General features: G+C 74.4%; 7 protein-coding genes. 2 read left to right on the forward strand and 5 right to left on the reverse strand.

What is annotated here, in order from left to right:
• Positions 1-17 precede the first annotated feature (17 nt).
• Positions 18-1,190 (forward strand): NAD(P)/FAD-dependent oxidoreductase, encoded by a 1,173-nt coding sequence (locus O7629_RS10215; protein WP_278168851.1) that lies wholly within the window; start codon positions 18-20, stop codon positions 1,188-1,190.
• Positions 1,191-1,257: 67 nt separating this feature from the next.
• Here the strand turns inward: O7629_RS10215 and O7629_RS10220 are convergent, their stop codons facing one another.
• Genes O7629_RS10220 through dpgA form a run of 5 tightly spaced genes read right to left on the reverse strand, consistent with a single transcriptional unit; the run spans position 1,258 to position 7,583 of the window.
• Positions 1,258-2,718, reverse strand: a complete 1,461-nt coding sequence (locus O7629_RS10220) for an aldehyde dehydrogenase family protein (RefSeq protein WP_278168852.1) — start codon at positions 2,716-2,718, stop codon at positions 1,258-1,260.
• A gap of 20 nt (positions 2,719-2,738) precedes the next feature.
• Complete coding sequence (locus tag O7629_RS10225) at positions 2,739-4,406, reverse strand: thiamine pyrophosphate-binding protein (protein ID WP_278168853.1); 1,668 nt, start codon at positions 4,404-4,406, stop codon at positions 2,739-2,741.
• Positions 4,399-5,733, reverse strand: coding sequence for a (3,5-dihydroxyphenyl)acetyl-CoA 1,2-dioxygenase DpgC (gene dpgC / locus O7629_RS10230; protein WP_278168854.1), 1,335 nt, complete (start codon positions 5,731-5,733; stop codon positions 4,399-4,401). Before dpgC ends, O7629_RS10225 begins: the two co-directional genes overlap by 8 nt.
• The gene (gene dpgB, locus O7629_RS10235) at positions 5,730-6,413 is read right to left on the reverse strand and encodes an enoyl-CoA-hydratase DpgB (protein ID WP_278168855.1); all 684 of its coding nucleotides are present in this window, start codon (positions 6,411-6,413) and stop codon (positions 5,730-5,732) included. The genes dpgC and dpgB overlap by 4 nt, the downstream gene beginning before the upstream one ends.
• Before the next feature lie 51 nt (positions 6,414-6,464).
• The gene (gene dpgA / locus O7629_RS10240) at positions 6,465-7,583 is read right to left on the reverse strand and encodes a 3,5-dihydroxyphenylacetyl-CoA synthase DpgA (protein WP_278168856.1); all 1,119 of its coding nucleotides are present in this window, start codon (positions 7,581-7,583) and stop codon (positions 6,465-6,467) included.
• Between the two features lie 321 nt (positions 7,584-7,904).
• Here dpgA and O7629_RS10245 point away from each other — a divergent pair, with 321 nt between their 5' ends.
• On the forward strand, positions 7,905-26,297 hold the full coding sequence (locus tag O7629_RS10245; RefSeq protein WP_278168857.1) for a type I polyketide synthase: 18,393 nt from the start codon (positions 7,905-7,907) through the stop codon (positions 26,295-26,297).
• Position 26,298 lies beyond the last annotated feature (1 nt).

Raw genomic sequence — 26,298 nt, forward strand, 5'->3', positions numbered from 1 at the left:
GAGGAAGGGATGGACGGATGAGGATTGTCGTCGTCGGCGCCGGGATCGGCGGGCTCGCGGCCGCGCTGGGGCTCGGCGCGGCCGGTCACCAGGTGGAGGTGTACGAGCGCGGCGACCGGCTGCGGACCGAGGGCAACGGGGTGATCCTCTGGCCCGGGGCCACCGGCATCCTGGACGCTCTCGGCATCCGTGTCGCCGAACTCGGTCCCGCCATGCACCGGGGCGAGTTGCTCACCTCGGACGGTTCGCTGCTGGTCTGGACGGACATGCGGGAGGTCTCCGCCCGCTACGGCCAGGACACGCTGCTGGTGTCGCGCGGCCGGGTGGTCGAGGTGCTCGGCGCCGCGCTGCCGGCCGGCACCGTCCGGTTCGGACGGCGCTGCACGGAGGTGCGGCACCGGGCCGATGGCGCGACCGTGGTCTTCTCGGACGGCACCGAGGTGGACGCGGACGTGGTGATCGGCGCCGACGGGTACCGGTCCGCGGTCCGGTCCCGGACGCTCGGCGACGCGCCGCGATTCACCGGCGTGGCCACCTGGCACGGCACCGGGCCGCTGCGGTCGGACCTGGCCGGCGGGCACACGGTGCGTACGTACTTCGGCCGGATCGGCATCTGCGCCGTCCACCCGGTCGGTGACGGCCTGCTGCACTGGGCGTTCGAGGGCCCCTGGTCGCCCGGTGACGAGGCGGAGGGGCGGGCGGCCGGCCCGCAGTTGCCGCGGCTGCGGGACTGGTTCGGCGGCTGGGCGCCGGAGGTGACCGGCCTGCTCGACCAGGTGACGGAGGAGGACGTGCACGTCTTCCCGCACACGCTGCACCGGGTGCCGCGCCGCTGGGGCCAGGGCGCGGTCACGCTGATGGGCGACGCGGCGCACGCGATCCCACCCCGGGCGGGCATGGGCGCGAACCAGGCGCTGGAGGACGCCTGGGTGCTCGCCGGGGCGCTGCGTGACGTACGTGAGCCCCGGCTGGCCGACGCGGCGCTGCGCGCGTACGAGTCGGCCCGGGTACGGCGGGTGCGGCGGGTACGCAACGGTGCCGCCTGGATGAGCCGCAGCAACAACATGCTCCTGATGCTGCGTGCGCTTCGGGTCGCGGTGCCGATGAACCGGCTGGCGCACGCCAGCGTGGCGGGCGGCAGCAACTACCTCAACAGCCACCGACCGAAGCCGGTGACGACCTCGTCCTGAGCGGCCGGCTCACCTCGGTTGACAAAAGAGTGCCCCGGCGCCGCGCCGGGGCACTCTGACGCGGCTCTCAGAACGGATACCGGGCGGGTACGTCCCGGACGGTTATCCACTGCCACTGGGTGAACTCGTCCCAGCTATGCGCGGCGCCGTACCGGGAGCCGTTCCCGGAGGATCCCCGCCCGCCGAACGGCACGTACGCGTTGTCGTTGATGGTCTGGTCGTTGACGTGCACGATCGCGGTGCGGATCCGGGCCGCCAGGGCCAGCCCGCGCTCTGCCGAGCCGGTCTGGATGGCGGCGGTCAGCCCCATGTCGGTGTCCCCGGCGACCCGGACCGCCTCGTCGGCGTCGGCGACCACGGTCACCGGCGCCACCGGGCCGAAGATCTCCTCCCGGAACGCGGGGCACTGCGGTGGGACGGCCGCCAGCACGGTCGGCCGGTAGTAGGGGCCGTCGTGGGTGCCGCCGGTGCGCAGCACGGCACCGGCCGCGACGCTGTCGGAGACGATCCGGTCGACCCGGTGCAACTGCGCCGCGTTGATCATCGGCCCGAGGTCGGCCGCCTCCCGCCACGGGTCACCGACCCGCAGCCCTTCGGCGCGTTTGACGAGCCGGTCCAGGTATTCGTCCGCGACCGACTCGACGACGATGTGCCGGCCGGCCGACATGCACACCTGACCCTGGTGGAAGAAGGAGGCCCAGGCGCCCGCCGAGGCGGCCAGGTCGAGGTCGGCGTCGTCGAGCACGACGAGCGCGTTGTTGCCGCCGAGTTCGAGCGAGACCCGCTTGAGGGTGCCGCCGGCGGCCGCACCGACCCGGCGGCCGACCTCGCTGGACCCGGTGAACGCGACCATGTCGACGTCCGGGTGCCGGGTCAGCGCCTCGCCCGGTACCGCGTCGCCGGGCAGCACCTGTAGGACGCCGGCGGGCAGCCCGGCCTCGGCGAACAGCCGGGCGATGAGGTAGCCGCCGGAGACCGGCGTGTTCACGTCCGGCTTCAGGATGACGGTGTTGCCCAGCGCGATCGCGGGTGCGACCGCCCGCATCGCCAGCAGCATCGGTACGTTCCAGGGGCTGATCACGGCCACCACGCCGACCGGGACCCGCCGGGCGATGCTCTGCTGGCCGGCGTCGGCGGGCAGCAGACTGCCGTGCGGCTGGGTGGGCAGCGCGGCGGCCACCCACAGCTCGTCGAGGACCGAGCCGGTCTCGTGCTCGGCCTTGCCCCGGACACCGCCGCCCTCGCGGATCAGCCACTCGACGACCTCCTCACGGTGCGCGGTGAGCAGCGCCGCGACGCGTCGCAGCAGTGCCGCCCGCTCCACCGGCGGGGTGTCCTGCCAGCCCGACCCGGCCTCGATCGCACGCCGCACCGCCGCGTCCACGTCGGCGGGCCCGGCGAGACCGGCGACCAGCAGGCGCTGCCCGGTGGCGGGTTCGAGTACGTCGACCGTGCCGCCGGCCGGGACCTCCCAGGCTCCGGTGAAGACCCGCCCGGCACACTCGGCCGGGTCGAGAAGTGTGCCCATCGCGTCGTGTCTCCTTCGCCTCAGCCGGCGCCGGAGGCCGTGCCGTGCCCCCGGACCGGGACGTCCACCAGCAGCGGTCCGTCCGCTCCGGCGCCCTTGGCCACCAGCTCGGTCAGGTGCGCCTCGTCGCGCGCGGTCACCGCCGGTACGCCGAAGAACTCCGCCGCCCGGGTGAAGTCCAGCCGTGGCGGCGCCAGATCGAGCCCCGGGTACCGGCCCGCGGCCGTCGCCCGGCTGCCCCACGAGTCGAGGGTCTCCTTGAGCGTCCGGTATTCGCCGTTGTTCATCACCACGAACGTCACCGGTACGCCGTAGCGCGCCGCCGACCAGAGTCCTTGCAGGCCGAACATCGTGCAGCCGTCGCCGAGCACCGCCACGACGGGCCGCTCCGGGTCGCCCATCCGGCTGCCGATCGCCGCGCCGATCCCGGACCCGAGACCGCCGCCGACCGTGTGCACGTAGGAGCGCGGCCGGTCCAGGCGCAGCACCGAGCGGAGCAGCAGCCCGGAGGTGATCGCCTCCTCCACGACCACCGCGTCGTCCGGCAGCCCGGTGGCGACGGCGTGCACCGCGGCCAGCGGTTCCATCGGGGTGCGCCCGTAGGACTGCCGGGCGGCCCGTTCGACGCGTACCCGCTCGGCGCGGGACCGGTCGGTCGCCGCCGCAATCCGGGACGCCGCCTGCGGGACGCGGCCGGTCAGCTCGGCGGCGAGCGCGGCCAGGGTCGGGCGCAGGCCGCCGGTCAGTCCGGCCGCGACGGTGAAGTTCCGGCCGACCTCGGCCGGGTCCGAGTCCAACTGGACCACCGTGGTGCCGGGCGGGATGGGGGAGCCGGGCGTGTAGTGGTGGGCCATGAAGGCGTGGCAGCCGACGACGAAGACCACGTCGTGCGGGGCGAGGCGGTCGCGGATGGCCGCGTACGTCGGCGCGAGCATGCCGGCGTGCAGCGGGTGCGAGCCGGGAAAGTCGACGCCGTCGTGCATCGGCTGGTGGTAGACGGTGGCGCCGAGCGCCTCGGCGACCGCCACCAGCTCGGTGACCGCGCCGTCCCGGCCGACCCCGTCGCCGGCGACCACGGCCGGTGCGGCGGCGCCGGCGAGGATCCGCACCGCGTCGTCCAGCCGGTCCGGGGCGCCGGCCGGGGCCAGCGCCGACCGGCCGAGCAGCTCGACGGGTTCCTCCTCGGCGAGGAGGTCCATCGGGATGGAGAGGAAGACCGGCCCGGCCGGTGGCTGCACCGCCAGCGCGAACGCGCGGCGGAGCAGGATCGGCAGGTCGTGGGCGTGGTGGACCTCGAAGACGTGTTTGACGGCGGCCCGGGCCAGGCCGCCCAGGTCGCCGGAGAGCATCGGGTCGTGCACGAGGTGGCGCCGGTCCTGCTGGCCGGCGGTCACCACCATCGGGGTGCGGGACCGGGAGGCGTTGAGCAGGCCGACGAGCCCGTTCGCCAGGCCGGCCGCGACGTGCAGGCTGACGAAGGCGCACCGGCCGGTGGCCCGGGCGTAGCCGTCGGCCATCGCGACCACGGAGCCCTCGTGCACGCCGAGCACGAAATCGAGGTCCGGCGCGTCGACGAGCGCGTCGAGGAACGGCAGCTCGGTGGTGCCGGGGTTGCCGAACACGGTGCGTACGCCCTCGTCGCGCAGGATCGCCAGCATCGCGTCCGCCGGCCGCATCCGGCTAGGCACCGCGGCCCACCCAGGAGCCGATCTTGGCGATGACGTCCTGGCTGTAGAGCCGCATCGCCTGCTGGACGGCGAATTCCGCCATGTAGCCGCGGAACGCGTCCGGCGGTTCCTCGGCCAGGTTCAGCATGTGGCGGTTGGCGACCACGGCGGGTGCGTCCAGCCGGTGCAGTGCGTCGTCCACGGCGGCGTCCACCTCGTCCGGCGGCACCACGTCGTCGATCAGGAGCCGCGCCTCGGGCTCGGACGCGTGGATCCGGCGCCCGCGCAGAATGACCTGGCGGGCGGTCCTGGCGCCGGCGACCCGGCCGAGGCGGAAGTTGGCGGCGCCGGGCACGATCCCCTCCTGGGCGGCCGGGAGCGAGAGGTACGCGTCGGCGGCCGCGATCACCTGGTCGAACACGAGCAGCAACTGGGCGCCGCCGCCGATCGCGAACGTGTCGACAGCGGCCACCCACGGCTTCGTGACCGTGTCCGCCGGTCCGTCGCCGGTACGCAGGCCGCGTACCAGCTTCTGGATGTAGCCGATCTCCCGGCGCAGCAGGAAGCCGACCAACGGGATCTCGCCGGCGTGCAGCCGTTTGAGGTTGATGCCGGCGCTGAACACGCGGCGGCCCCGGTAGCGGGGGTGGGTCATCGTCCCGCCGCGCAGCAGGCCGACCCGGACCTCGGGGTCGAGCAGCGCCAGGTCGACCGCTGTCTCCAGGTCCTCGACCTGCTCCGCGTCCTCGGCGTTGAGGTTGTCTCCCCGGCACATGGTCAGCTCGGCGGCGCTGCCCCGGCGGGCGATCCGCACGGCGCCCAGCTCCAGCGTGCCGGTGCGGCGGAACTCCGGCAGCAACTCCTCGGCGCGGCGGGTCGGGTGCAGCATGCTCTCCAGCAGGTGCGCACCGGCCTCCCGATCGCCCAGCACTGCGCCGGCGAACAGCCCCTGGCCGATCTCGTGACCGTCCTTCTCGGACTGCGTGCGGGAGCGGTCCGCGGCCAGTTCGGCGGCGGACGGCACCAGGCCGGGAAAGATCTCGGCTGCGGCGGGGAGCAGGTCGTCGAGACGGTGTCGCCGGGACCGGCCGTCGGTCAGCTCGGCGTAGACGGCGCCGATGTGGGCGCGCAGGAAGCGGGTACGCAGCGCGTTGCCGGCCGCGTGGGCCGCCCGGACCAGCTCACGCTCTCCGGGTGAGCGGTCCACCGGCTCCGGCAGCGGAGCCAGCGACGCGCGACCGGCGTCGACGAATCGGGCCAGCGCCGCAGCGTCCCGGCGCAGATCATGGCCGGTCAGCTCCGGCGGCGAGAGTACCGGGGCCGTGGCGACCGCCTCGGGCGCGGTCATCCGGCGGCCGCGTCGGCGCTCTTGCGGAGGGCGCGGTCGCAGGCGGCCAGGTGCGTGCCGAGCGCCTCCTCGAAGGAGTTGGCGGTCGCCTCCAGCAGCAGGCGGCGCCGGATGGCCAACTCGGAGCCGGCCGCGCCGCCGACCACGCCTCGGGCGACCGTGACGGCTTCGGCCGGGTCGTCGACGATGCCGTCGACCAGGCTGAGCCGCATGACCTCCTCGGCGGTCAGGTCCGCGCCGAAGAGCGCCATCTGGCGTACCCGGGCGACGCCGATCTGGTTGGCCAGCCGGTGCAGGATCATGCCCGGCCAGACGGCGCCGTGCCGGGCCGGGATGCGCAGCCGCAGGTCCGGGGTGGCGAGCCGGTAGTCGGTCGAGAGCAGCGCCTCGGCGGCGGGCCCGCCGCAGTTGCCCTGGGCGATCGCGATGGTCGCCACGGTGAGCCGCTCCAGGCGGCGCAGCGCGCGTTCCCACTTGTTCACCAGGTGCACGCCGGTCGCGCCCGGCCACTGTGGATCCGTGTCGGCGCCGGTCAGGTGCAGCACGACGATGGATCCGGGCGGTGCCTGCTCGGCACGCTCGCTGAGCGTTTCCACCCGGGCCACCAGCTCCGGGGAGAGCGGTTCGGCACCGTCGACGCGCAGGTACGGATCGGTGCCGGCGCCGACGGGGGACGCCATGTCACTGCCAGACAATGTGCTCTGCCTCTCTTCCGGGGTGCAGCCGCCGCGTCAGAAGCGGACGAGGGCCGTCTCGATGGTCGACCCGGGGCCCATGGTCATCATCACGCCGTGGTCGCCGGGGCGGACCACGTTCTCCTCGAGCAGCCGTTCGTAGGAGAAGAGGAAGGACCCGCTGGACAGGTTGCCGTAGTCGCGGAGCACGCCGGTGGTGTGGCGCACGTCGTGGCGGGTGAGGCCGAGATTGACCATCACCGAGTCGATGACCTTCTTCCCGCCGGAGTGGACCAGCCAGTGCGCGATGTCGCCGCGCCGCAGGCCGGTGTCGGACAGGAGACGGCCGATGATCGTTTCCACGTGCGCGCCGACGACGTAGGGAACGTCACGGTCCAGGAAGAAACTGAATTTTCCCTCGTTGGAATCCCAGTCGTAACGCATTGCGTCGACTGCCTCGGGAATGATGCAGCTAGAGAATTTGAGGATCTGCGGCCCGCGTTCCTCGCCGCTCTCTCCGGCGAGCAGTGCCACGCCGGCGGAACCGTCACCGAAAAGGCTGTTCACCACGGCCGTACGCATCGTGCCGTCGAAGACGTACGCGGACGAGCAGGCCTCCACGCACAGCATCACGGCCAACTGGTCCGGGTGGGCGGCCGCCCAGCCGGCGACCGCGGTGAGGCTGTTCAGACCCGCGTTGCAGCCCATGCCGACGACGTCCAGCCGGCCGCAGTGCCGCCCGAGCCCGAGTTCGCGGATCAGCAGCGCGCTGAAGCCCGGCGTCATGAACCCGGTCGAGGTGACGCAGCAGAGGTATCGCACATCGGACAGGTCGGCGTCGGCCCGCTTCAGGGTCGCCTGTAGGGCGCGTACGCCCATGTCCAGGCCGGTCGCCCGGTGTTTGGCCAGCAGGTCGGCCTGACTCTCCGGCGCGCGCCGGCCGTCCTCCTGCTCCGGCGGCAGCACCAGGAACCGCCGGTCGATGGCGCTGTTGAGGAACAGGTTGCGGATGCGCGGATCGTCGACCCGCAGGATGTCCAGCAGTTCCCGCTGCGAGTAGCCGGCGCCGGGAACCGCGGTGCCCACGCCGACGATCCGGGCTGCGGAGCCGGCCATCCGGGTGGCGGCCGCAGAGCGCTCGTCCAGCAGACCGGTGCGCTGCATGAGTGTCGTCATCGTTGCTCCGTCACAGGTCGCCAAGGAACGTCACCATTTCATTGCCCGACGATCGGACAGTACGCAGCCGGTCCCGAGAACGGCTATCCTCTCGCCCGTGAATAACTGTCCTGAGCGCTCGTTAGGGGTGACTGGTTAGGGGCGGATAGGGGTGTCTCGCGGCGGCGGCGGTCAATAGCGTTCGGCGCAGAACGGGGTGTTCCGCGCGCAATTCCGCCGAGCGTGGACGGGTCTGTGACATCCCGGCGACATCGGTGAAACGCACCGGCGACGTACGGGCCGGGCGCCCGTCACACCCGCCATGGTCGAGGAGACGGTGACATGCAGCGTTCCGAGCTGATCCGGCCCCTTCCCGAGCTGCTCGCGGCCCAGGCCGAGCGGTACGGCGCCAAGATCGCCTTCCACGACGCCCGGCGCGCGGTGACCTATGCCGGCCTGTACCGGCGGACCGGCCGGCTGGCGGGACATCTCGCCGGGGTGCTCGGGTCCGGGGACCGGGTGGTGCTGCTGCTCAACAACGGCGTCGAGGTGGTCGAGGCGTACCTCGCGGTCACCCGGGCGGCGGGCGTGGGCGTACCGGTCGATCCGAGGTCCGCCGACGCCGAGCTGACGCACGTGCTGCGCGACAGCGGGGCACGCGTCGTGGTGACCGACCGGCCGCATGCCGCGCAGGCCCGCCGGGTCTGCCCGCCCGGCGTCCTGCTCGTGGTGACCGGGGACGGCGACGGCGGCGACTTCTCGTTCGAGGAGTGGGCGGAGACCGTCCCGCCGGTTCCCGCGCCGGACAGCCTCGGCCTGGACGACGTCTCCTGGATGCTCTACACCTCCGGCACCACCGGCCTGCCCAAGGGCGTGCTCTCCACACAGCGGTCGTGCCTGTGGTCGGTCGCCTCCTGCTATGCCCCGATCCTCGGCCTGTCCGCCGACGACGAGCTGCTCTGGCCGCTGCCGATGTTCCACAGCCTGGCGCACATCCTCTGCGTGCTCGGCGTGACCGCCACCGGCGCCACCGCCCGGATCATGGACGGCTTCGAGGCCGGCGAAGTACTCGCCGAGCTGCGCGCCCGCCCCTACACGATGCTCGTCGGTGTGCCGACCATGTACCACCACCTGCTGCGCAAGGTCGGCGAGCAGAGCGAGCAGGTCAGGCAGAGCGAGCAGGTCGAGCAGAGCGAGCAGGTCGAGCAGAGCGAGCAGGTTGAACGGGGCGGGCAGAGCGGGCAGGTTGAACGGGGCGGGCAGAGCGAGCGGGGCGGGCCGGAGCTGCGGCTGCGCGCCGCGCTCTGCACCGGCGCGGTGGCCTCGGCGGCGCTGCGTGACGAGGTCGGCCGGGTGCTCGGCGTGTCGCTGGTCGACAGCTACGGCAGCACGGAGACCTGCGGCGCGATCACCATGAACCGGCCCGGCGGCCGGTACGTCCCCGGCTCCTGCGGCCCGGCCGTACCCGGGCTCTCGCTGCGCCTGGTCGACGCGGAGACCGGGCACGACGTCCCCGACGGCGCCGAGGGCGAGGTCTGGGTCAGCGGCCCGAGCCTGATGATCGGCTACCACGAGCGGCCCGCCGAAACCGCCGCGGCGCTGCCGGACGGCTGGTACCGGACCGGCGACCTGGCCCGCCGCGACGACGACGGGTACCTCACGATCACCGGCCGGCTCAAGGAGCTGATCATCCGGGCCGGCGAGAACATCCACCCGGCGGAGATCGAGGAGGCGCTGCGCGGCGTCGACGGCGTCGTAGACGTCGCCGTCGCCGGCGAGCCGGACCCGGTGCTCGGTGAGGTGCCGGTGGCGTACGTGGTCGCCGCGCCGGACGCGGACCCGAGCCCGGCCGCACTGCTCGCCGCCGCCCGGGACGCGCTGGCGCCGGCGAAGGTGCCGGAGCGGATCTACCGGACGGCGGCCGTACCCCGCACCGGATCCGGGAAGATCCGGCGTCACCTGCTGCGCGAGCGGCCCGCACGGCTGCTCGCCGTCCGGACCGCCGGCCACCCGGCGCTGTTGCGGTCCGACTGGTCACCGGTGCCCGAGCCGCGACCGGCCGCGCCGATCCGGGTGGCCGTGCTCGGCACCTGGTCCGTCGACGGCGTACCCGCGTCGATCGACGGCGCCGTCTCATATCCGGACCTGGCGGCGCTGCGCGCGGCGGTCGACGGCGGGACGCCGGCCCCGGACCTCGTGCTCGCGCCGCTGCTGACCGACACCGTCGGCAGCGGCGACTTCGCCGGTGCGGTGCCCGCTGCGGCTGCCTGGGCCACCGGCTTCGCCGCGTCGTGGCCGGTGGACGGCCCGCTCTCCGCCGCCCGCCCGGCCGTGGTCACCCGGCGCGCGGTCTTCGCCGCCCCCGGCGACGACGTCGCGGGACTGATGCCGGCGCTCACCTGGTCCGCCGTCCCGGACGGCGGGCCGGTCCTGATCGACCTCGACGACACACCGCCGACCGCCGCGCTCTTCGCCGCCTGCGCCGCCACCGGGGAGCCGCGGCTCGCCGTCCGCGACGGGCAACTGCTGGCACCACGCCTGCACCGTGCCCCCGGCGCACCGGAGTCGTCTGGGCCCCCCGGTGCGCGGCAGTCATCCGAGGCCCCCGGTGCGTCGCAGTCGTCTGAGGTCCCCGGAGCGCCGCAGCCGTCTGAGGCCCCCGCTGCGCCGCAGTCGTCCGAGTTCCGCGATCGAGAACCGCGTGCCGAGCGGGACCGTCTGCGACATGTCCACGACGTGGTCGAGTCCGGCCCGGACGGCACCGCCCTGATCGTCGGACCGGCCGCCGGTGAGGCCGGCGTACTGGCCCGGCACCTCGCGGGCGCCTACGGCATCCGGCACGTAACCGTCGTCGACCCCGACGCCGAACCGGCGGTGACGGAGGCGCTCGGCACCGCACTCGCCACGCTCGACGCCACCAGCACGGTCACCCGGGACGACCCGACCGGCCCGGACGCGCTAACCAGCGTCCTCGCGGCGCTGCCGGCCGGACGTCCACTGAGCATCGTCGTCTCCGCCGTGCCGCCTGGAGACGACGCGCACACCGCCGCGCTGGCGCTGCACCAGCTCACCCGTACCCTGCCGCTGGCCGCGTTCGTGCTCGTCTCCGGCTTCGACGCGGCCCTGGGCGAGCCCGACGCCCACCTCGCCGCCTCCGCCGGGCTGCTCGGCGTACTCGCGCGGCATCGCCGGGCACAGGGCCACCCCGGGCTCGCGGTGATGCGTCGGCCGGGCGATTCCGGCCGCGCCTTCCTCGACCGGTTCGACGCCGCCCTCGCGGACGGCACGCCGGTGCTGGTCGCCGAGGAAGCCGACGCGCTGATCGACCGGGACCCCACCGCAGCACTGCTGCGTGAGCTGCGGCCGCAGCCACGGGCGGCGACCGACGACGCCGCCCTGCGGGCACGCCTGCGCCGGTCGTCGCCGGACGACCGGCGGCGGATCCTGACCGCTCTGGTGCGCGCGGAGGCCGCCGCGGTGGCCGGGCTGCCGGGCGCCTCCTCGGTCGGCACCGACGTGCCCTTCAAAGCGCTCGGCCTGGACTCGCGGACCGCGGTACTCCTGTGCGTCCGGTTGAGCGCCGCGACCGGCGTCGCGCTCCCGGCGACCGCCGCCTTCGACCATCCGACGTCCGCGGTGCTGGCCGAGGAGATCCGGCTCCGGTTCGACGGCGACGAGCGGCCCGCAGCCGTACGGCCCGCAGCCGAGGACGAGCGGCCGGACCGCACTGACGAGCCGATCGCGATCGTGGGCATGAGCTGCCGGCTGCCGGGCGGCGTCACGTCGCCGGACGCGCTCTGGCGGCTTCTCGCCGACGGCCGGGACGCGACCGGTGACTTCCCGTCCGATCGCGGCTGGGACCTCGGCGGGCTCTTCCACCCCGATCCGGACCATCCCGGCACCTCCTACGCCTCGCGCGGCGGTTTCCTGGACGACGTCGCCGGCTTCGACGCGGCCTTCTTCGGCATCTCACCACGTGAGGCGCTGGCCATGGACCCACAGCAACGGCTGCTGCTGGAAGCGTCGTGGGAGGCCGTCGAGCACGCCGGCCTGGACGTCACCACCCTGCGCGGCAGCCGTACCGGCGTCTTCGCAGGCGTCATGTTCCACGACTACGGCACCGGTGCCGGGGAGCTTCCGGAGGGGATCGAGGGTTACCGGGGCACCGGAGCCGCGGGAAGTGTCGCGTCCGGCCGGGTCGCCTACACCCTCGGCTTCGAAGGCCCCGCCGTCACCATCGACACCGCCTGTTCCTCCTCACTGGTCGCGCTGCACCTGGCCGCCCAGTCCCTCCGGCAGGGCGAGTGCACGCTCGCGCTGGCCGGCGGCGTGGCCGTGATGGCAACCCCCGCCGTCTTCGTCGAGTTCTCCCGGCAGCGTGGGCTGGCTCCGGACGGGCGGTGCAAGTCGTTCGCGGACGCGGCGGACGGCACCGGCTGGGGCGAAGGCGTGGCACTACTACTGCTGGAGCGCCTCTCCGACGCACGCCGCAACAACCACAAGATCCTTGCCTTGGTACGCGGCAGCGCGGTCAACCAGGACGGCGCCTCCAACGGCCTGACAGCGCCGAACGGCCCCTCACAGCAGCGGGTGATCCGAGCCGCCCTGGCAAATGCCGGCTTGTCCACTGCGGACGTGGACGCGGTCGAGGCGCACGGTACCGGCACGACGTTGGGCGATCCGATCGAGGCGCAGGCGTTGCTGGCCACGTACGGTCAGCAGCGTGGCGAGGCGGGCCCGCTCTGGCTGGGGTCGCTGAAGTCGAACATCGGTCATACGCAGGCTGCGGCCGGTGTGGCCGGTGTGATCAAGATGGTGCAGGCGATGCGGCACGGGGTGCTGCCCCGCACGCTGCATGTGGACCAGTCGTCGTCCAAGGTGGACTGGGCGTCCGGAGCGGTGGCGCTGCTGACCGAGGCCCGCGACTGGCCCGAGGCGGCGGACCGGCCGCGTCGGGCGGCGGTGTCCTCGTTCGGCGTGAGTGGCACGAACGCGCACGTCATCCTCGAAGCGGTGCCCGCCGCCGACCCGGCGCCCGCGCAGTTGCCGCCGACGGTGCTGCCGTTCGTGCTTTCCGGCCGATCGCCGGAGGCGCTGCGCGCGCAGGCGGCCCGGCTGAGTGACGCGCTCCCCGATGACCTGTCCGGCACCGCCCACTCCCTGTTCAACGCCCGGGCGGCGTTGGAGCGGCGGGCGGTCGCGGTGACTGCCGATCCGACCGTGTTGCGTGCCGCGCTGGGCGCGCTTGCGGTGGGGGAGCCGGGTGCGGGTGTGGTTGAGGGTGTTGCTGTGGGGGAGGCGTCTCGGGTCGCTTTTGTGTTTCCGGGTCAGGGTTCGCAGTGGGTGGGTATGGCGTCGGAGTTGCGGGCGCAGTCTGCGGTGTTCCGTGACCGTTTCGCCGAGTGTGAGCGTGCGTTGGCGCCGTTTGTGGACTGGCGGTTGTCTGAGGTGGTCGACGACGAGGTGGCGTTGGGGCGGGTTGATGTGGTGCAGCCGGTGTTGTGGGCGGTGATGGTGTCGCTGGCGGAGGTGTGGTCGTCGTTCGGTGTGAAGCCGTCGGTGGTGGTGGGTCATTCGCAGGGTGAGGTCGCCGCCGCGTGTGTGGCGGGCCTGCTGAGCCTGGATGACGGTGCCCGGATAGTCGCGTCTCGTTCGGCGTTGGTGGCGTCGAAGCTGGCCGGCAGGGGTGGGATGGTGTCGGTCTCGGCTTCCCGCGAGGAGGTGGAGTCGTGGCTGGTCGGACTGTCGGTGGCGGCGGTGAACGGCCCGTCGAGCCTGGTCGTGGCCGGTGACGACCGGCTGCTGGACGCTCTCCTCAGCCGTTGTGAGGAGGCGGGAGTTCGTGCCCGTCGGATCGCGGTGGACTACGCCTCCCATTCGGTCGACGTGGAGACGATCGAAACAGACCTGCGCGCCGCCCTGGCCGGGATCGTCCCGACGACAGGTGGTGTCCCGTTCTTCTCCACCGTCACTGGCCGGTTCGAGTCGGTGGTTGACGCGGACTACTGGTACCGGAATCTGCGTCAACCAGTCGGTTTCGCGACTGCCGTGCAGGCGTTAGTGGCCGATGGCGTGGACGCATTCGTGGAAGTGTCCGCGCATCCGGTGTTGACCACCGCGATCGAGGACACCGTCGAAGACGCCGCCGTTGTCGTCGGGACGTTGCGTCGGGATGAGGGTGGTCTGCAACGGCTGTATCTGAGTCTTGGTGAGGCGTGGACACGTGGCCTGCCGGTCGACTTCACCCCGGCATTCGGGAACAACCCGCAACTGGTGGACCTGCCGACCTACGCCTTCCAACGAGAGCGTTTCTGGCTCGATCCCACACCGACGCACGGTGGTGATCCGGCGACGCTGGGCCTGACCGCCGCCGGGCACCCGCTGCTCGGCGCCGCCGTCCCGCTGGCCGATGGTGACGGTGTGGTGCTGACCGGCAGGATCGGCCTGCACACCCACCCCTGGCTCGCCGACCACACCGTGCTCGGTTCCGTCCTGCTGCCCGGGACCGGCTTCGTCGAGCTGGCTATCCGGGCCGGTGACCACGTCGGCTGCGACCTGCTCGACGAGCTGACGTTCGAGACACCGCTGATCCTGCCCGCCGACGAACTGGTCGACGTGCAGGTCACCGTCGGTCCGCCCGGCAACCGGGGTGACCGGCCGGTGACCGTCCACTCACGGCTCGCCACCGATCCCGCCTGGACTCGGCACGCCGCCGGCACGCTCACCACCGGTCCCGTGGCGACACCCACGGACGACGCCGGGCCCTGGCCGCCGGCCGGCGCCGTACCCGTGGACCTGACCGGGTTCTACGACCGGATCGCCGCCGACGGGTTCGGGTACGGCCCTGCCTTCCACGGGCTGCACCGCGCCTGGCGCCTCGGCGACGACGTACATGCCGAGGTGACCCTCCCCGGCCCGGAGCGCGCCGACGCGCCCGGCTACGGCCTGCACCCCGCCCTGCTCGACGCCGCCCTGCACCCGATGGCGCTGCTGCCCGGTGCGACCGGCGGCGGCCGGCTCGCCTTCGCCTGGACCGGCGCCCGCCTGCACGCCGCCGGCGCCACCGCGCTGCGAGTCCGGCTGTCACCGGCCGGCCCCGGCAGCGTCGCGCTCTCGGCCACCGACGCCACAGGCCGGCCCGTCCTCACCGCCGAGACGATCGCCGTTCGCCCGGCCTCGGCGGACGACCTCCGCGCCGCCCGCCGAGGCCCTGCCGGCGCGCTCTACCGGGTCGACTGGGTGCCGATGCCGGCACAGCCCGGACCGTTGCGCTGGACGTTGGCCGGCACCGACCCGGCCGGTCTCACCGCCGCCCTGCCCGTACCGACGTCCGGGGGAGCGGACACGGTCACCGTCGCACCCCTGTCCTTTCCCCGCACCGGCGACGACGGCGCAGACCTGCGTACCGCGCTCACCGGGACGCTGGAGTTGCTGCGCTCCTGGCTGTCCGGCGCGGAGAGCGACGACGCGCGGTTGCTGGTGCTCACCCGGGGCGCGGTCCGTGTCCAGCCGGACGAGCCCGCCCCCGACCCGGTGCACGCCGCGCTGTGGGGACTGGTCCGTTCCGCCCAGTCCGAGCATCCGGGCCGGATCGTGCTGGCCGACCTGGGCCCGGACCCGGACTCCGCACGCGTGCTCGGCTCGGTCCTGACCGCCGGCGAACCGCAGGTGGCGATCCGATCCGGCCGGTCGTTCGCGGCGCGGTTGCGCCGGGCGCCCGCCGGCACCGGATCGGCTCCTCTCGACCCGGACGGCACCGTACTGGTCACCGGGGCGACCGGCGGCCTCGGCCGGCTGGTGGCCCGGCACCTCGTCACCGCGCACGGCGTGCGGCACCTGCTGCTGGTCAGCCGGTCCGGCGCGGACGCCGGGCTGCTGGCGGACCTGGCGGCGCTCGGCGCGTCGGTGACCGGTGCGACCTGCGACCTGGGCGACCGGACGGCCGTCGCCCGGCTGCTCGCCGAGGTGCCTGCGGCGCACCCGCTGACCGCCGTGATCCACACGGCCGGGGTCGTCGCGGACGGCCTGATCGGTTCGCTCAGCCCGGAGTCGGTCGACGCGGTGCTGCGGCCCAAGGCGGACGGCGCGAGGTACCTGGACGAGCTGACCCGCGACCAGGACCTGGCGGCGTTCGTGCTCTTCTCGTCGGCCGCGACCACGTTCGGGGCGCCGGGGCAGGGCAACTACGCCGCCGCCAACGCCTACCTGGACGCCCTCGCCGAGCGGCTGCGCGACGCCGGCCGGCCCGCGACGTCCCTGGCCTGGGGGCTGTGGGCGGAGAGCGGTGGCATGGGCGGCCGGCTCGGCGAGTCCGACCTGCGGCGGATGGCTCGGAGCGGTACGGCGGCCCTGTCGAGCGAGGACGGTCTCGCGCTCCTCGACGCGGCGCTGACGGCCGGCGTACCGGCGCTGGTCCCGGCCCGGCTGGAGCTGGCGGGGCTGGGCCGCGCGGACGCACCCGTACCGGCGATCCTGCGGGACCTCGTGCACACGCCGGCCCGACGCCGGATCGCGGCCGATCCCGACGCCCGGCCGGCTCCGGACCGGTTCTCCGGCCTGGCCGCGGCCGACCGCGAGCGGGCTCTGCGCGACCTCGTCCTGAGCAGCACCGCCGCTGTCCTCGGCCACGCGACGGCGGAGACCCTCGACCCCGACCGGACCTTCAAGGAACTGGGGTTCGACTCGCTGACCGCAGTCGAGCTGCGCAATCGTCTGGCGACCCCGACCGGTCTGCGGCTGCCCCCCACCCTGGTCTTCAACTACCCGACCGTGAACGGCCTGACCGCGTTCCTCGCGGCGGAGCTGTCCGGCGGCGCGACCGGCGCCGGGGCGGTGGACCCGGAGCCTGCCGTACCCGCCGACGAGCCGATCGCCATCGTCGCCATGAGCTGCCGCTTTCCCGGAGACGTGGACTCGCCGGAGGCGCTGTGGCGGCTGCTCGACGACGGCGGTGAAACGATCTCGGCGCTGCCCGGCGACCGTGGCTGGGACGTCGCAGCGCTCTACGACCCGGACCCGGACCATCCCGGGACCTTCTACGTCCGTGGTGGTGGCTTCCTCTCCGGCGTCGCGGACTTCGACGCGGCGCTGTTCGGCATCTCGCCCCGCGAGGCCACCGCGATGGACCCGCAGCAGCGGCTGCTGCTGGAGACCACCTGGCAGACGTTCGAGCGGGCCGGGCTCGACCCCGCCGGGCTGCGTGGACGCCGGATCGGGGTCTTCGTCGGTACCCACGGCCAGGACTACGCGGCGCTGTTCTCCCCGCCCCCGGACGGGCTGGAGGGCTATGCCGTGACCGGTAACGCCGCCAGCGTCGTGTCCGGCCGGATCTCCTACACGTTCGGTCTGGAGGGTCCGGCGATCACGGTGGACACGGCGTGCTCGTCGTCGCTGGTGGCACTGCATCTGGCCGCGCAGGCGCTGCGGCAGGGCGAGTGCACGATGGCCCTCGCGGGCGCCGCCTCGATCATGACCACACCGGACGGGCTCATCGCGTTCTCCCGGCAGCGTGGCCTCTCCGAGGACGGCCGCTGCAAGGCGTTCTCCGCCTCGGCGGACGGGTTCGGCATGTCCGAGGGCGTCGGCATGCTGCTGCTCGAACGGCTCTCCGACGCACGCCGTAACAACCACAAGATCCTTGCCCTGGTACGCGGCAGCGCGGTGAACCAGGACGGCGCGTCCAACGGCCTGACGGCGCCGAACGGGCCCTCCCAGGAGCGGGTGATCCGAGCGGCGCTGGCAAATGCCGGCTTGTCCACTGCGGACGTGGACGCCGTCGAGGCGCACGGCACCGGCACGACGTTGGGTGATCCGATCGAGGCGCAGGCGCTGCTGGCCACGTACGGCCAGGACCGGGACGCGGCCGGTCCGGTGTGGCTCGGCTCGGTGAAGTCGAACATCGGTCACACCCAGGCTGCCGCCGGCATGGCCGGTGTGATCAAGATGGTGCAGGCGATGCGGCACGAGCGGCTGCCCCGCACACTGCACGCTGACGAGCCATCGCCACACGTCGACTGGACTGCCGGGCAGGTCGCGTTGCTGACCGAGCCGCGCGACTGGCCGCGCGACGGCCGGCCCCGACGGGCCGGCGTCTCCGCGTTCGGCGTCAGTGGCACCAATGCCCACGTCATCCTCGAACAGGCGCCCGTGCAGCCGGAGACGCAGCCGGTCCCGGCGCCCCCGCTCCTGCCGTTCGTTCTCTCCGCGCGCACCGCCGACGCGCTGCGCGGTCAAGCCGCCCGCCTCCACGACGGCCTCCCCGCCGACCTGGCGGGTACCGCCCACACGCTCGCCACCGCCCGCGCCGCCCTCGACCACCGCGCCGTCGTGGTCGCCGCAGACGCCACCGGACTCCGCGCCGGACTCACCGGACTGGCCGGCGGCGACGTGCCGGTCGGTGTCGCCGACGGCGTCGCGACCCGCGCGGTGCGTCGGGTCGCTCTGGTGTTTCCGGGTCAGGGTTCGCAGTGGGTGGGTATGGCGTCGGAGTTGCGGGCGCAGTCTGCGGTGTTCCGTGACCGTTTCGCCGAGTGTGAGCGTGCGTTGGCGCCGTTTGTGGACTGGCGGTTGTCCGAGGTGATCGGCGACGAGGTGGCGTTGGGGCGGGTTGATGTGGTGCAGCCGGTGTTGTGGGCGGTGATGGTGTCGCTGGCGGAGGTGTGGTCGTCGTTTGGTGTGAAGCCGTCGGTGGTGGTGGGTCATTCGCAGGGTGAGGTCGCCGCCGCGTGTGTGGCGGGCCTGCTGAGCCTGGATGACGGTGCCCGGATAGTCGCGTCTCGTTCGGCGTTGGTGGCGTCGAAGCTGGCCGGCAGGGGTGGGATGGTGTCGGTCTCGGCTTCCCGCGAGGAGGTGGAGTCGTGGCTGGTCGGACTGTCGGTGGCGGCGGTGAACGGCCCGTCGAGCCTGGTCGTGGCCGGTGACGACCGGCTGCTGGACGCTCTCCTCAGCCGTTGTGAGGAGGCGGGAGTTCGTGCCCGTCGGATCGCGGTGGATTACGCCTCCCATTCGGTCGACGTGGAGACGATCGAGACGGACCTGCGCGCCGCCCTGGCCGGGATCGTCCCGACGACAGGTGGTGTCCCGTTCTTCTCCACCGTCACCGGCCAGTTCGAAACCGTCGTCGACGCCGACTACTGGTACCGGAATCTGCGTCAACCAGTCGGTTTCGCGACTGCCGTGCAGGCGTTGGTGGCCGCTGGCGTGGACGCATTCGTGGAAGTGTCCGCGCATCCGGTGCTGACCACCGCGATCGAGGACACCGTCGAAGACGCCGCCCTTGTTGTTGGGACGTTGCGTCGGGATGAGGGTGGTCTGCAACGGCTGTATCTGAGTCTTGGTGAGGCGTGGACACGCGGCCTGCCGGTCGACTTCACCTCGGCGTTTGGGCACGCTCCGCGATTCGTAGACCTGCCGACCTACGCCTTCCAGCGCGCCCGCTACTGGGTGAACCCGCGCCCGAGTTCCGGCGACCCCACCGGGCTCGGCCTGACGGACGCCGGTCATCCACTGCTCGGCGCCGTCGTCGAACTCGCCGGCACCGACGGACTCGTCCTGACCGGCCACGTCTCCGCGTACACCCACCCCTGGCTCGCTACGCCTGCGGTGCTTGCCGCTGCCCTGCCGGAACTCGCGGCCGAGGCGGGCGCCCGCGCCGGAGCCGTCCGGCTCGACACGTTGACCGTCGAGAGCATGCCGGTACTGCCCGGAACCGGTGCGCTCGACCTGCAAGTGACGGTGGGCGCACCCGACGAGCGCGGTCACCGGCCGCTCGGCGTCCACTCCCGGCTGCCCGGCGATCCCAACTGGACCCGGCACGCCACCGGCACCCTCACCGGCGCCGCACCGGAACCGGCCGGCACTGACAGCGGCCCCTGGCCGCCCGCCGGCGCATCCCCGCTGGCGCTGGACGACGACGGTGCCGACCCGTCGCTCACCGCCGATCCGTCGCTCGCCGCCGCCTGGATCCGGGACGGTGAGGTCTTCGCCGAGGTCACGCTCCCCGAGGAGGCACGCGGCGAGATCGCGCGCCTCGGTCTGCATCCGCTGTTGACCGCCGCCGCCCTGAGCGCGGTCGCGCCTGGCGCGCCGGCCGTACGGTGGCGCGGCCTCCAGGTCCACGCGACCGGTGCCGCCACGCTGCGCGCCCGGTTCACCCCGGTCGACGACGGCTTCCGGGTCACCTTCACCGATCCGGCCGGCCGGCAGGTCGCCTCCGCCGAGACGGTCACGCCGGGGGAGCGGCCGGCCGGCGGTACCTCGGTGACCGGCGCGCTGTTCCACGTCGCCTGGCCCGCCGTCGCCACCGGGCCGGGGCTGCGCGGACGATTGGCGCTGCTCGGCGCGGACGGCGACCTTGCCGCAGCGCTGCGGGCGGCGGGCGTACCGGTGACCGTGGTGCCGGACGTCGCAGCGCTCGCCGCGTACCGCGAGATGCCGGAGGTGGCGGTCCTGCCGTGCCTGCCGGTCGCCGGAGACGTCCTCGAATCGGCGCACAGGGCGGTCCGGGACACCGCACGGCTGCTGCGGGAATGGCTGGCCGACCCGCGCCTGACCGGGACCCGGCTCGCGGTCGTCACCCGCGGCGCGGTCGCCGCCGGACCAGACGACGTGACCGACCTGGTCAACGCGCCGCTCTGGGGCCTGCTCCGGTCCGCGCAGTCCGAGCATCCCGGCCGGTTCGTCCTGGTCGACCTCGACGACGAACCGTCCGCAGCCGCCGCCCTGCCGGCCGCGATCACCTCCGGCGAGGCGCAGACGGCCGTACGCGCGGGCGTGCTGCGGGCACCCCGGCTGGCGCCGGCCACGGTGGCCGCCGATGCCGTCCCGCCCCGGTTCGCGCCGGACGGCACGGTGCTGGTGACCGGCGGTACCGGCACCCTCGGCGCGCTCGCGGCCCGGCACCTGGTGACCACGCACGGGGTACGCCATCTGCTGTTGATCAGTCGGGGCGGGCCCGAGGCGCCCGGCGCGGACCGGCTGGTCGCGGACCTGACGGCCCTCGGCGCGGAGGTCACGGTCGCCGCCTGCGACGCCGCCGACCGCGCCGCGCTGGCCGGGGTGCTCGACGGCATCCCGGCGCGGCATCCGCTCACCGGCGTGATCCACACCGCCGGGACGCTCGACGACGGCGTGCTCACCGCGCTCACCGACGACCGGATCGACGCTGTCCTGCGGCCGAAGCTCGACGCGGCGCTGCACCTACACGAGCTGACCCGCGACCGGGACCTCGCCGCGTTCGTCGTCTACTCCTCGGCCGCCGGCCTGGTCGGCGGTCCCGGCCAGGGCAACTACGCGGCCGCGAACGCCTTCCTCGACGCGCTCGCACACCACCGCAGGCAGCGCGGCCTGCCCGGCACCTCACTGGCCTGGGGTCTGTGGGAGCAGCGCAGTGCGCTCACCGCGACGCTGGGTGACGACGGCGTCAGCCGGCTGGCCCGGCGCGGCACCTCCGCGCTCACCGCCGACGAGGGCCTGGACCTGCTGGATGCCGCGCTTGCCGACGGGCGGCCGCTGCTGGCGCCGGTCCGCTTCGACCGGGCCGCGCTGCGCGCACAGGCGGATGCCGGAGCGCTGCCCGCGATCCTGCGTGGCCTGGTCCGGTCCGGTGCCCGCCCGGCGCTCGCCGGACCGGCCGCCGCCGACGACGCGAGCCCGCTCGCCGGCCGCCTGGCCGGGCTGGACGCCGCCGGCCGGCTGCGTGAACTCGTCACGCTGGTCGCCGGCCACGCGGCCGCAGTGCTCGGCCACGCCGGCGCCACGGAGATCGACACCGGGCGTGCGCTGCGGGACCTCGGGTTCGACTCGCTGACCGCCGTGGAGCTGCGCAACCGGCTACAGCGAGCGGTCGGTAGCCCACTGCCGGCCACGCTGGTCTTCGACCACCCGACCGTCGAGGCGCTCGCCGCGCACCTGCGCCGGGTCGTGTTCGGCGAGCCGGAGGAGACCACCGAGGCCGTACCGGTGACCGCCGCCCGCCCCACCGACGAGCCGATCGCGATCGTGGCGATGAGCTGCCGTTACCCGGGCGGGGTGGACAGTCCCGAGGCGTTGTGGCGGCTGCTGGAGGAGGGCGGCGACGCGATCGGCGACTTTCCCGCCGATCGGGGCTGGGACCTCGGCGGGCTCTACGATCCCGACCCCGGGCACACCGGCACCAGCTACACCCGGCACGGCGGCTTCGTCCGCGACGTGGCCGGGTTCGACCCGGCGTTCTTCGGCATCGCGCCCCGCGAGGCCGCGGTCATGGACCCGCAGCAGCGGCTGCTGCTCGAGGTCTCCTGGGAGGCGTTCGAGCGCGCCGGCATCGACCCCGGGACGCTGCGCGGTAGCCGGACCGGCGTGTTCACCGGCATCAGCGGACAGGACTACGCGGCACTCACCGCGCAGGTGCCGGAGGGGGACGAGGGCTATCTCGCGACCAGCACCGGGGCGAGCGTGATCTCCGGGCGCGTCTCCTACACGTTCGGCCTGGAAGGCCCGGCCGTCACCGTCGACACCGCCTGTTCGTCGTCGCTGGTCGCGCTGCATCTGGCCGGACAGGCACTGCGGCGCGGCGAGTGTGACCTCGCGCTGGCCGGCGGCGTGACCGTGATGGCCACCCCGGCGGTGTTCGTGGCGTTCAGCCGGCAGCGCGGTCTGGCCCGCGACGGCCGGTGCAAGGCGTTCTCCGCCCGGGCGGACGGCTTCGGCATGGCGGAGGGCGCGGGCGTGTTCGTCCTCGAACGGCTCTCCGACGCGCGGCGCAACGGGCACACCGTACTCGCGGTCGTGCGGGGCAGCGCGGTGAACCAGGACGGCGCGTCCAACGGGCTGACCGCGCCCAGCGGGCCGGCGCAGCAGAGGGTGATCCGGCAGGCGCTCGCCGACGCCGGGCTCTCCACGGTGGACCTGGACGCCGTGGAGGCGCACGGCACCGGCACCACGCTCGGCGACCCGATCGAGGCGCACGCGCTGCTCGCGACGTATGGACAGGACAGGCCGGCGGACCAGCCGCTCTGGATCGGGTCGGTGAAGTCGAACATCGGTCACACCCTCGCCGCGGCGGGCGCGGCCGGGGTGATGAAGATGGTGCTCGCCATGCGGCACGGGCTGATCCCGCGCACGCTGCACGTCGACGACGAGCCGTCGCCGCACATCGACTGGACGGCCGGTGCGGTCGCTCCGGCGGTCGACGCGGTGCCGTGGCCCGAGGCCGGCCGGCCGCGCCGATCCGGGGTGTCGTCGTTCGGCATCAGCGGCACGAACGCGCACGTGGTGCTGGAGGGCGTCCCAGCACCGGACGAGTCGGGGCCGGCCGCCGACGCGGACCGGCCGGTGCCGTGGCTGCTCTCCGCCCGGACCGAGGCGGCGCTGGCCGCGCAGGCAGGGCGGCTGCGCGCGGCCGTCGAGGCGGGGTCCGGGTCGGTCACCGACATCGGGCTGTCGCTGGCGACGACTCGGGCCGCGCATCCGTACCGGGCCGCGCTCGCCGGTGCCCGCCGCGCCGACCTGCTCGCCGGGCTGGATGCGCTCACCGCCGGCCGGGCCGCGCCGGGCCTGGCCCGTGGACGTGCGCACGGCGGCCGGCTGGCGTTCCTCTTCACCGGCCAGGGCAGCCAGCGTCCGGGGATGGGTACGGAACTGGCCTCGGCGTACCCGCGTTTCGCGGAGGCGCTCGACGAGGTCTGCACGCACCTGGACGGGTACGCCGACCGGCCGGTGCGGGAGCTGATGGCCGCCGCGCCGGGTACCGAGCAGGCCGCGCTGCTGAACGAGACCGCGTACACGCAGCCGGCGCTCTTCGCCTTCGAGATCGCGCTCTTCCGGCTGCTGGAGAGCTGGGACGTGCGGCCGGACCTGCTGCTCGGCCACTCGATCGGGGAGATCGCCGCCGTGCACGCGGCCGGAGTGCTCACCCTGGCCGACGCGAGCGCGCTGGTCTGCGGGCGGTCCCGGCTGATGCAGGCCATGCCGGCCGGCGGTGCGATGGAGTCGATCAGGGCGGCGGAGGCGGACGTACGGGCCGTGCTGGACGAGGTGGGCGGGGACGTGGCGATCGCCGCGGTCAACGGCCCGGCGTCGACGGTGATCTCCGGCGACCGTGCGGCGGTGGCGGCCGTCGCCGGCATGTTCGCCGCGCGCGGGCACAAGACCCGGGGGCTCACGGTCAGCCACGCGTTCCACTCGCCGCACCTGGACGGCATGCTGGCCGAGTTCGAGTCGATCGCGGCGACTCTGTCCTACGCGGAGCCGTCGATCCCGGTGGTGTCCGACATCACCGGGCGGATCGCGGGCGAAGAGATCCGGTCGGCCGCCTACTGGACACGCCAGGTGCGTCAGCCGGTGCGTTTCCACGACGGCGTGCGAACCCTGCACGAGCACGGCATCCGTACGTTTCTCGAGGTCGGCCCGGACGCGGCCCTCACCGCGATGGCGCCGGACTGCCTGCCCGCCGGTGAGCCGGTCACCGTCGTCGCCGCCGTGCGCCGGGACCGGCCGGAGACCGCGTCGCTCGCCGAGGCGCTCGGCCGGCTGCACGTCGCCGGGGTCCCGGCCGGGTGGGACCGGGTCTTCGCCGGTGGGCGCCGCGTCGACCTGCCCACCTACCCGTTCGAGCGGCAGCGGTACTGGCTCGATCCGCCGCCGGCCACGGCCACGCCCGCCGGCGATCCGGTCGACGGCCGGTTCTGGGCGGCCGTCGATTCCGGTGACCTGGACGCGCTCTCCGCACTCGGTGCCGACCCGGCGACGCCGCTGCGGGACGCGCTCCCCGCCCTCTCCGCGCTTCGCCGGGAGAGCCGGGCACTCAGCGCGGCGGACGGCTGGCGGTACCGCGTCGACTGGACGCCGGTCTCCGTGCCGGCCCCGGCCGGGCCGCTCGGCGGGTGGATCGTGGTGACCAGCCCGGATGACCCGTCGGACGGCATCGTGCGAGCCATCCGGGCCGCCGGCGCCACGGTCGAGGTGCTCCGGCTCGACGCCCACCGGCTCGACCGGGCCGGTGTCGCGGGTGCGCTGGCTGCGGCCGCGAGCCGGCTCGGCGCCGTACCGGCCGGGGTGCTGTCCCTGCTGGCGGCCGCCGGCGGGCCGGGCGGCGTCGCGGCCACGCTGAGCTTGATCCAGGGGCTGACGGAGAGCGGGATCGCCGGGCGGCTGTGGGCGGCGACCCGGGGCGCGGTCGACGTGCACCCGGCGGATTCGCCGGCCGACCCGGACCAGGCCGCGGTCTGGGGTCTCGGCATCGTCGCCGGCCTGGAACTGCCGGCCCGATGGGGAGGGCTGATCGACCTGCCGGCCGAAACCGGGTCGGAGGCGTATGCCGCCCTCCCGCCGCTGCTGGCCGACGGCGGTGAGGACCAGGTGGCCATCCGGTCCGGGGTCCTCGCCCGGCGCCTGGTCCGTGCCCCGCTCCCGCAGCGGTCGCCCGCCCGGCCGTGGCGGCCGCGTGGGACGGTGCTGGTCACCGGCGGCACCGGCGCGCTCGGCGGCCACCTCGCCCGCCGCCTCGCCGCCGAGGGCGCCGCGCACCTGGTGCTGGTCAGCCGCCGGGGCCCGGCCGCCGCCGGTGCCGCCGACCTGGCCGCCGACCTGCGTGCCGCCGGCGCCCGGGTGACGCTGGCCGCCTGCGACGTCACCGACCGGGCCGCGCTCGCCGATCTGGTGCGTGACTGCGCGGATAAGGGTGAACGGGTCCGGGCGGTCGTGCACGCGGCCGGGGACGGCCGGCGCGGTGCGCTGGACGAGCTGACCGTGGCCGGTCTCGCCGACGTCGCCCGGGCCAAGTTGGAGGGCGCCCGTAACCTGCACGAACTGTTCCCGTCCGACGATCTCGACGCGTTCGTGCTCTTCTCGTCCGCTGCGGCGGTATGGGGCGGCGGGAACCAGGCCGCCTACGCGTCGGCCAACGCCTACCTCGACGGGCTGGCCGCGCACCGGCGCCGGCTCGGGCTCGCCGCCACCTCCGTCGCCTGGGGACTCTGGGACGGCGGCGGCATGGGGGAGACCGGCGACCTGCGGCAACTGCATCGGCGCGGTATGCGTGCGCTGGAACCGGAGGCCGCCGTCACCGCGCTGCGGGCCGCCGTCGACCACGGCGAGGCCACCGTCGTGGTCGCGGACGTGGACTGGGACCGGTTCGCGCCGGGCTTCACCGCCGCCCGGCCCAGCCCGCTGATCGCGGACCTGCCAGAGGTCCGCGCCTGGCGGGACCGCACCGAAGCGGCCGCCGCGGTGCGGGTGGAGGCGCCGGTCCGGGACCGGCTGTCCGCCGTGCCGGCCGGGGACCGCGAGGAGGCGCTGATCGCGGAGGTACGCGCGATCGCCGCCGCCGTGCTCGGCCACCCGGACCCCACCGTGGTCGAGGTCGACAACGGCTTCGTGCAGATCGGCTTCGACTCGCTGACCGGCGTCGAGTTCCGTGACCGGCTCGGCACGGCGACCGGTCTGGCGCTGCCCAGCACGCTGATCTTCGACTACCCGACCGTCGCCGAGGTGGCCCGGCACCTGACCGGTCTGCTCGGCGGGGCCGGCCCGGCCGGTGCGCTGCTGGCGGACCTGGACCGGATCGAGGCCGGTCTCGGCGCCGCCGCCGCGTCCGCGAACGGGGAGGCGGCCGAGATCGAGGCACGGCTGCGGCGGCTGCTGGACCGCTGGCGGGCCGGGCGCGCCGATCCGGGCGAGCGGCCGGCCGAGGTCGACCTCGGCGACGCGAGCCTCGACGAGGTGCTGGACCTGATCGACGAGCTGGGGGTCTCGTGAG

It is taken from the genome of Solwaraspora sp. WMMD792, from assembly GCF_029626105.1.
Classification (GTDB): Bacteria; Actinomycetota; Actinomycetes; order Mycobacteriales; family Micromonosporaceae; genus Micromonospora_E.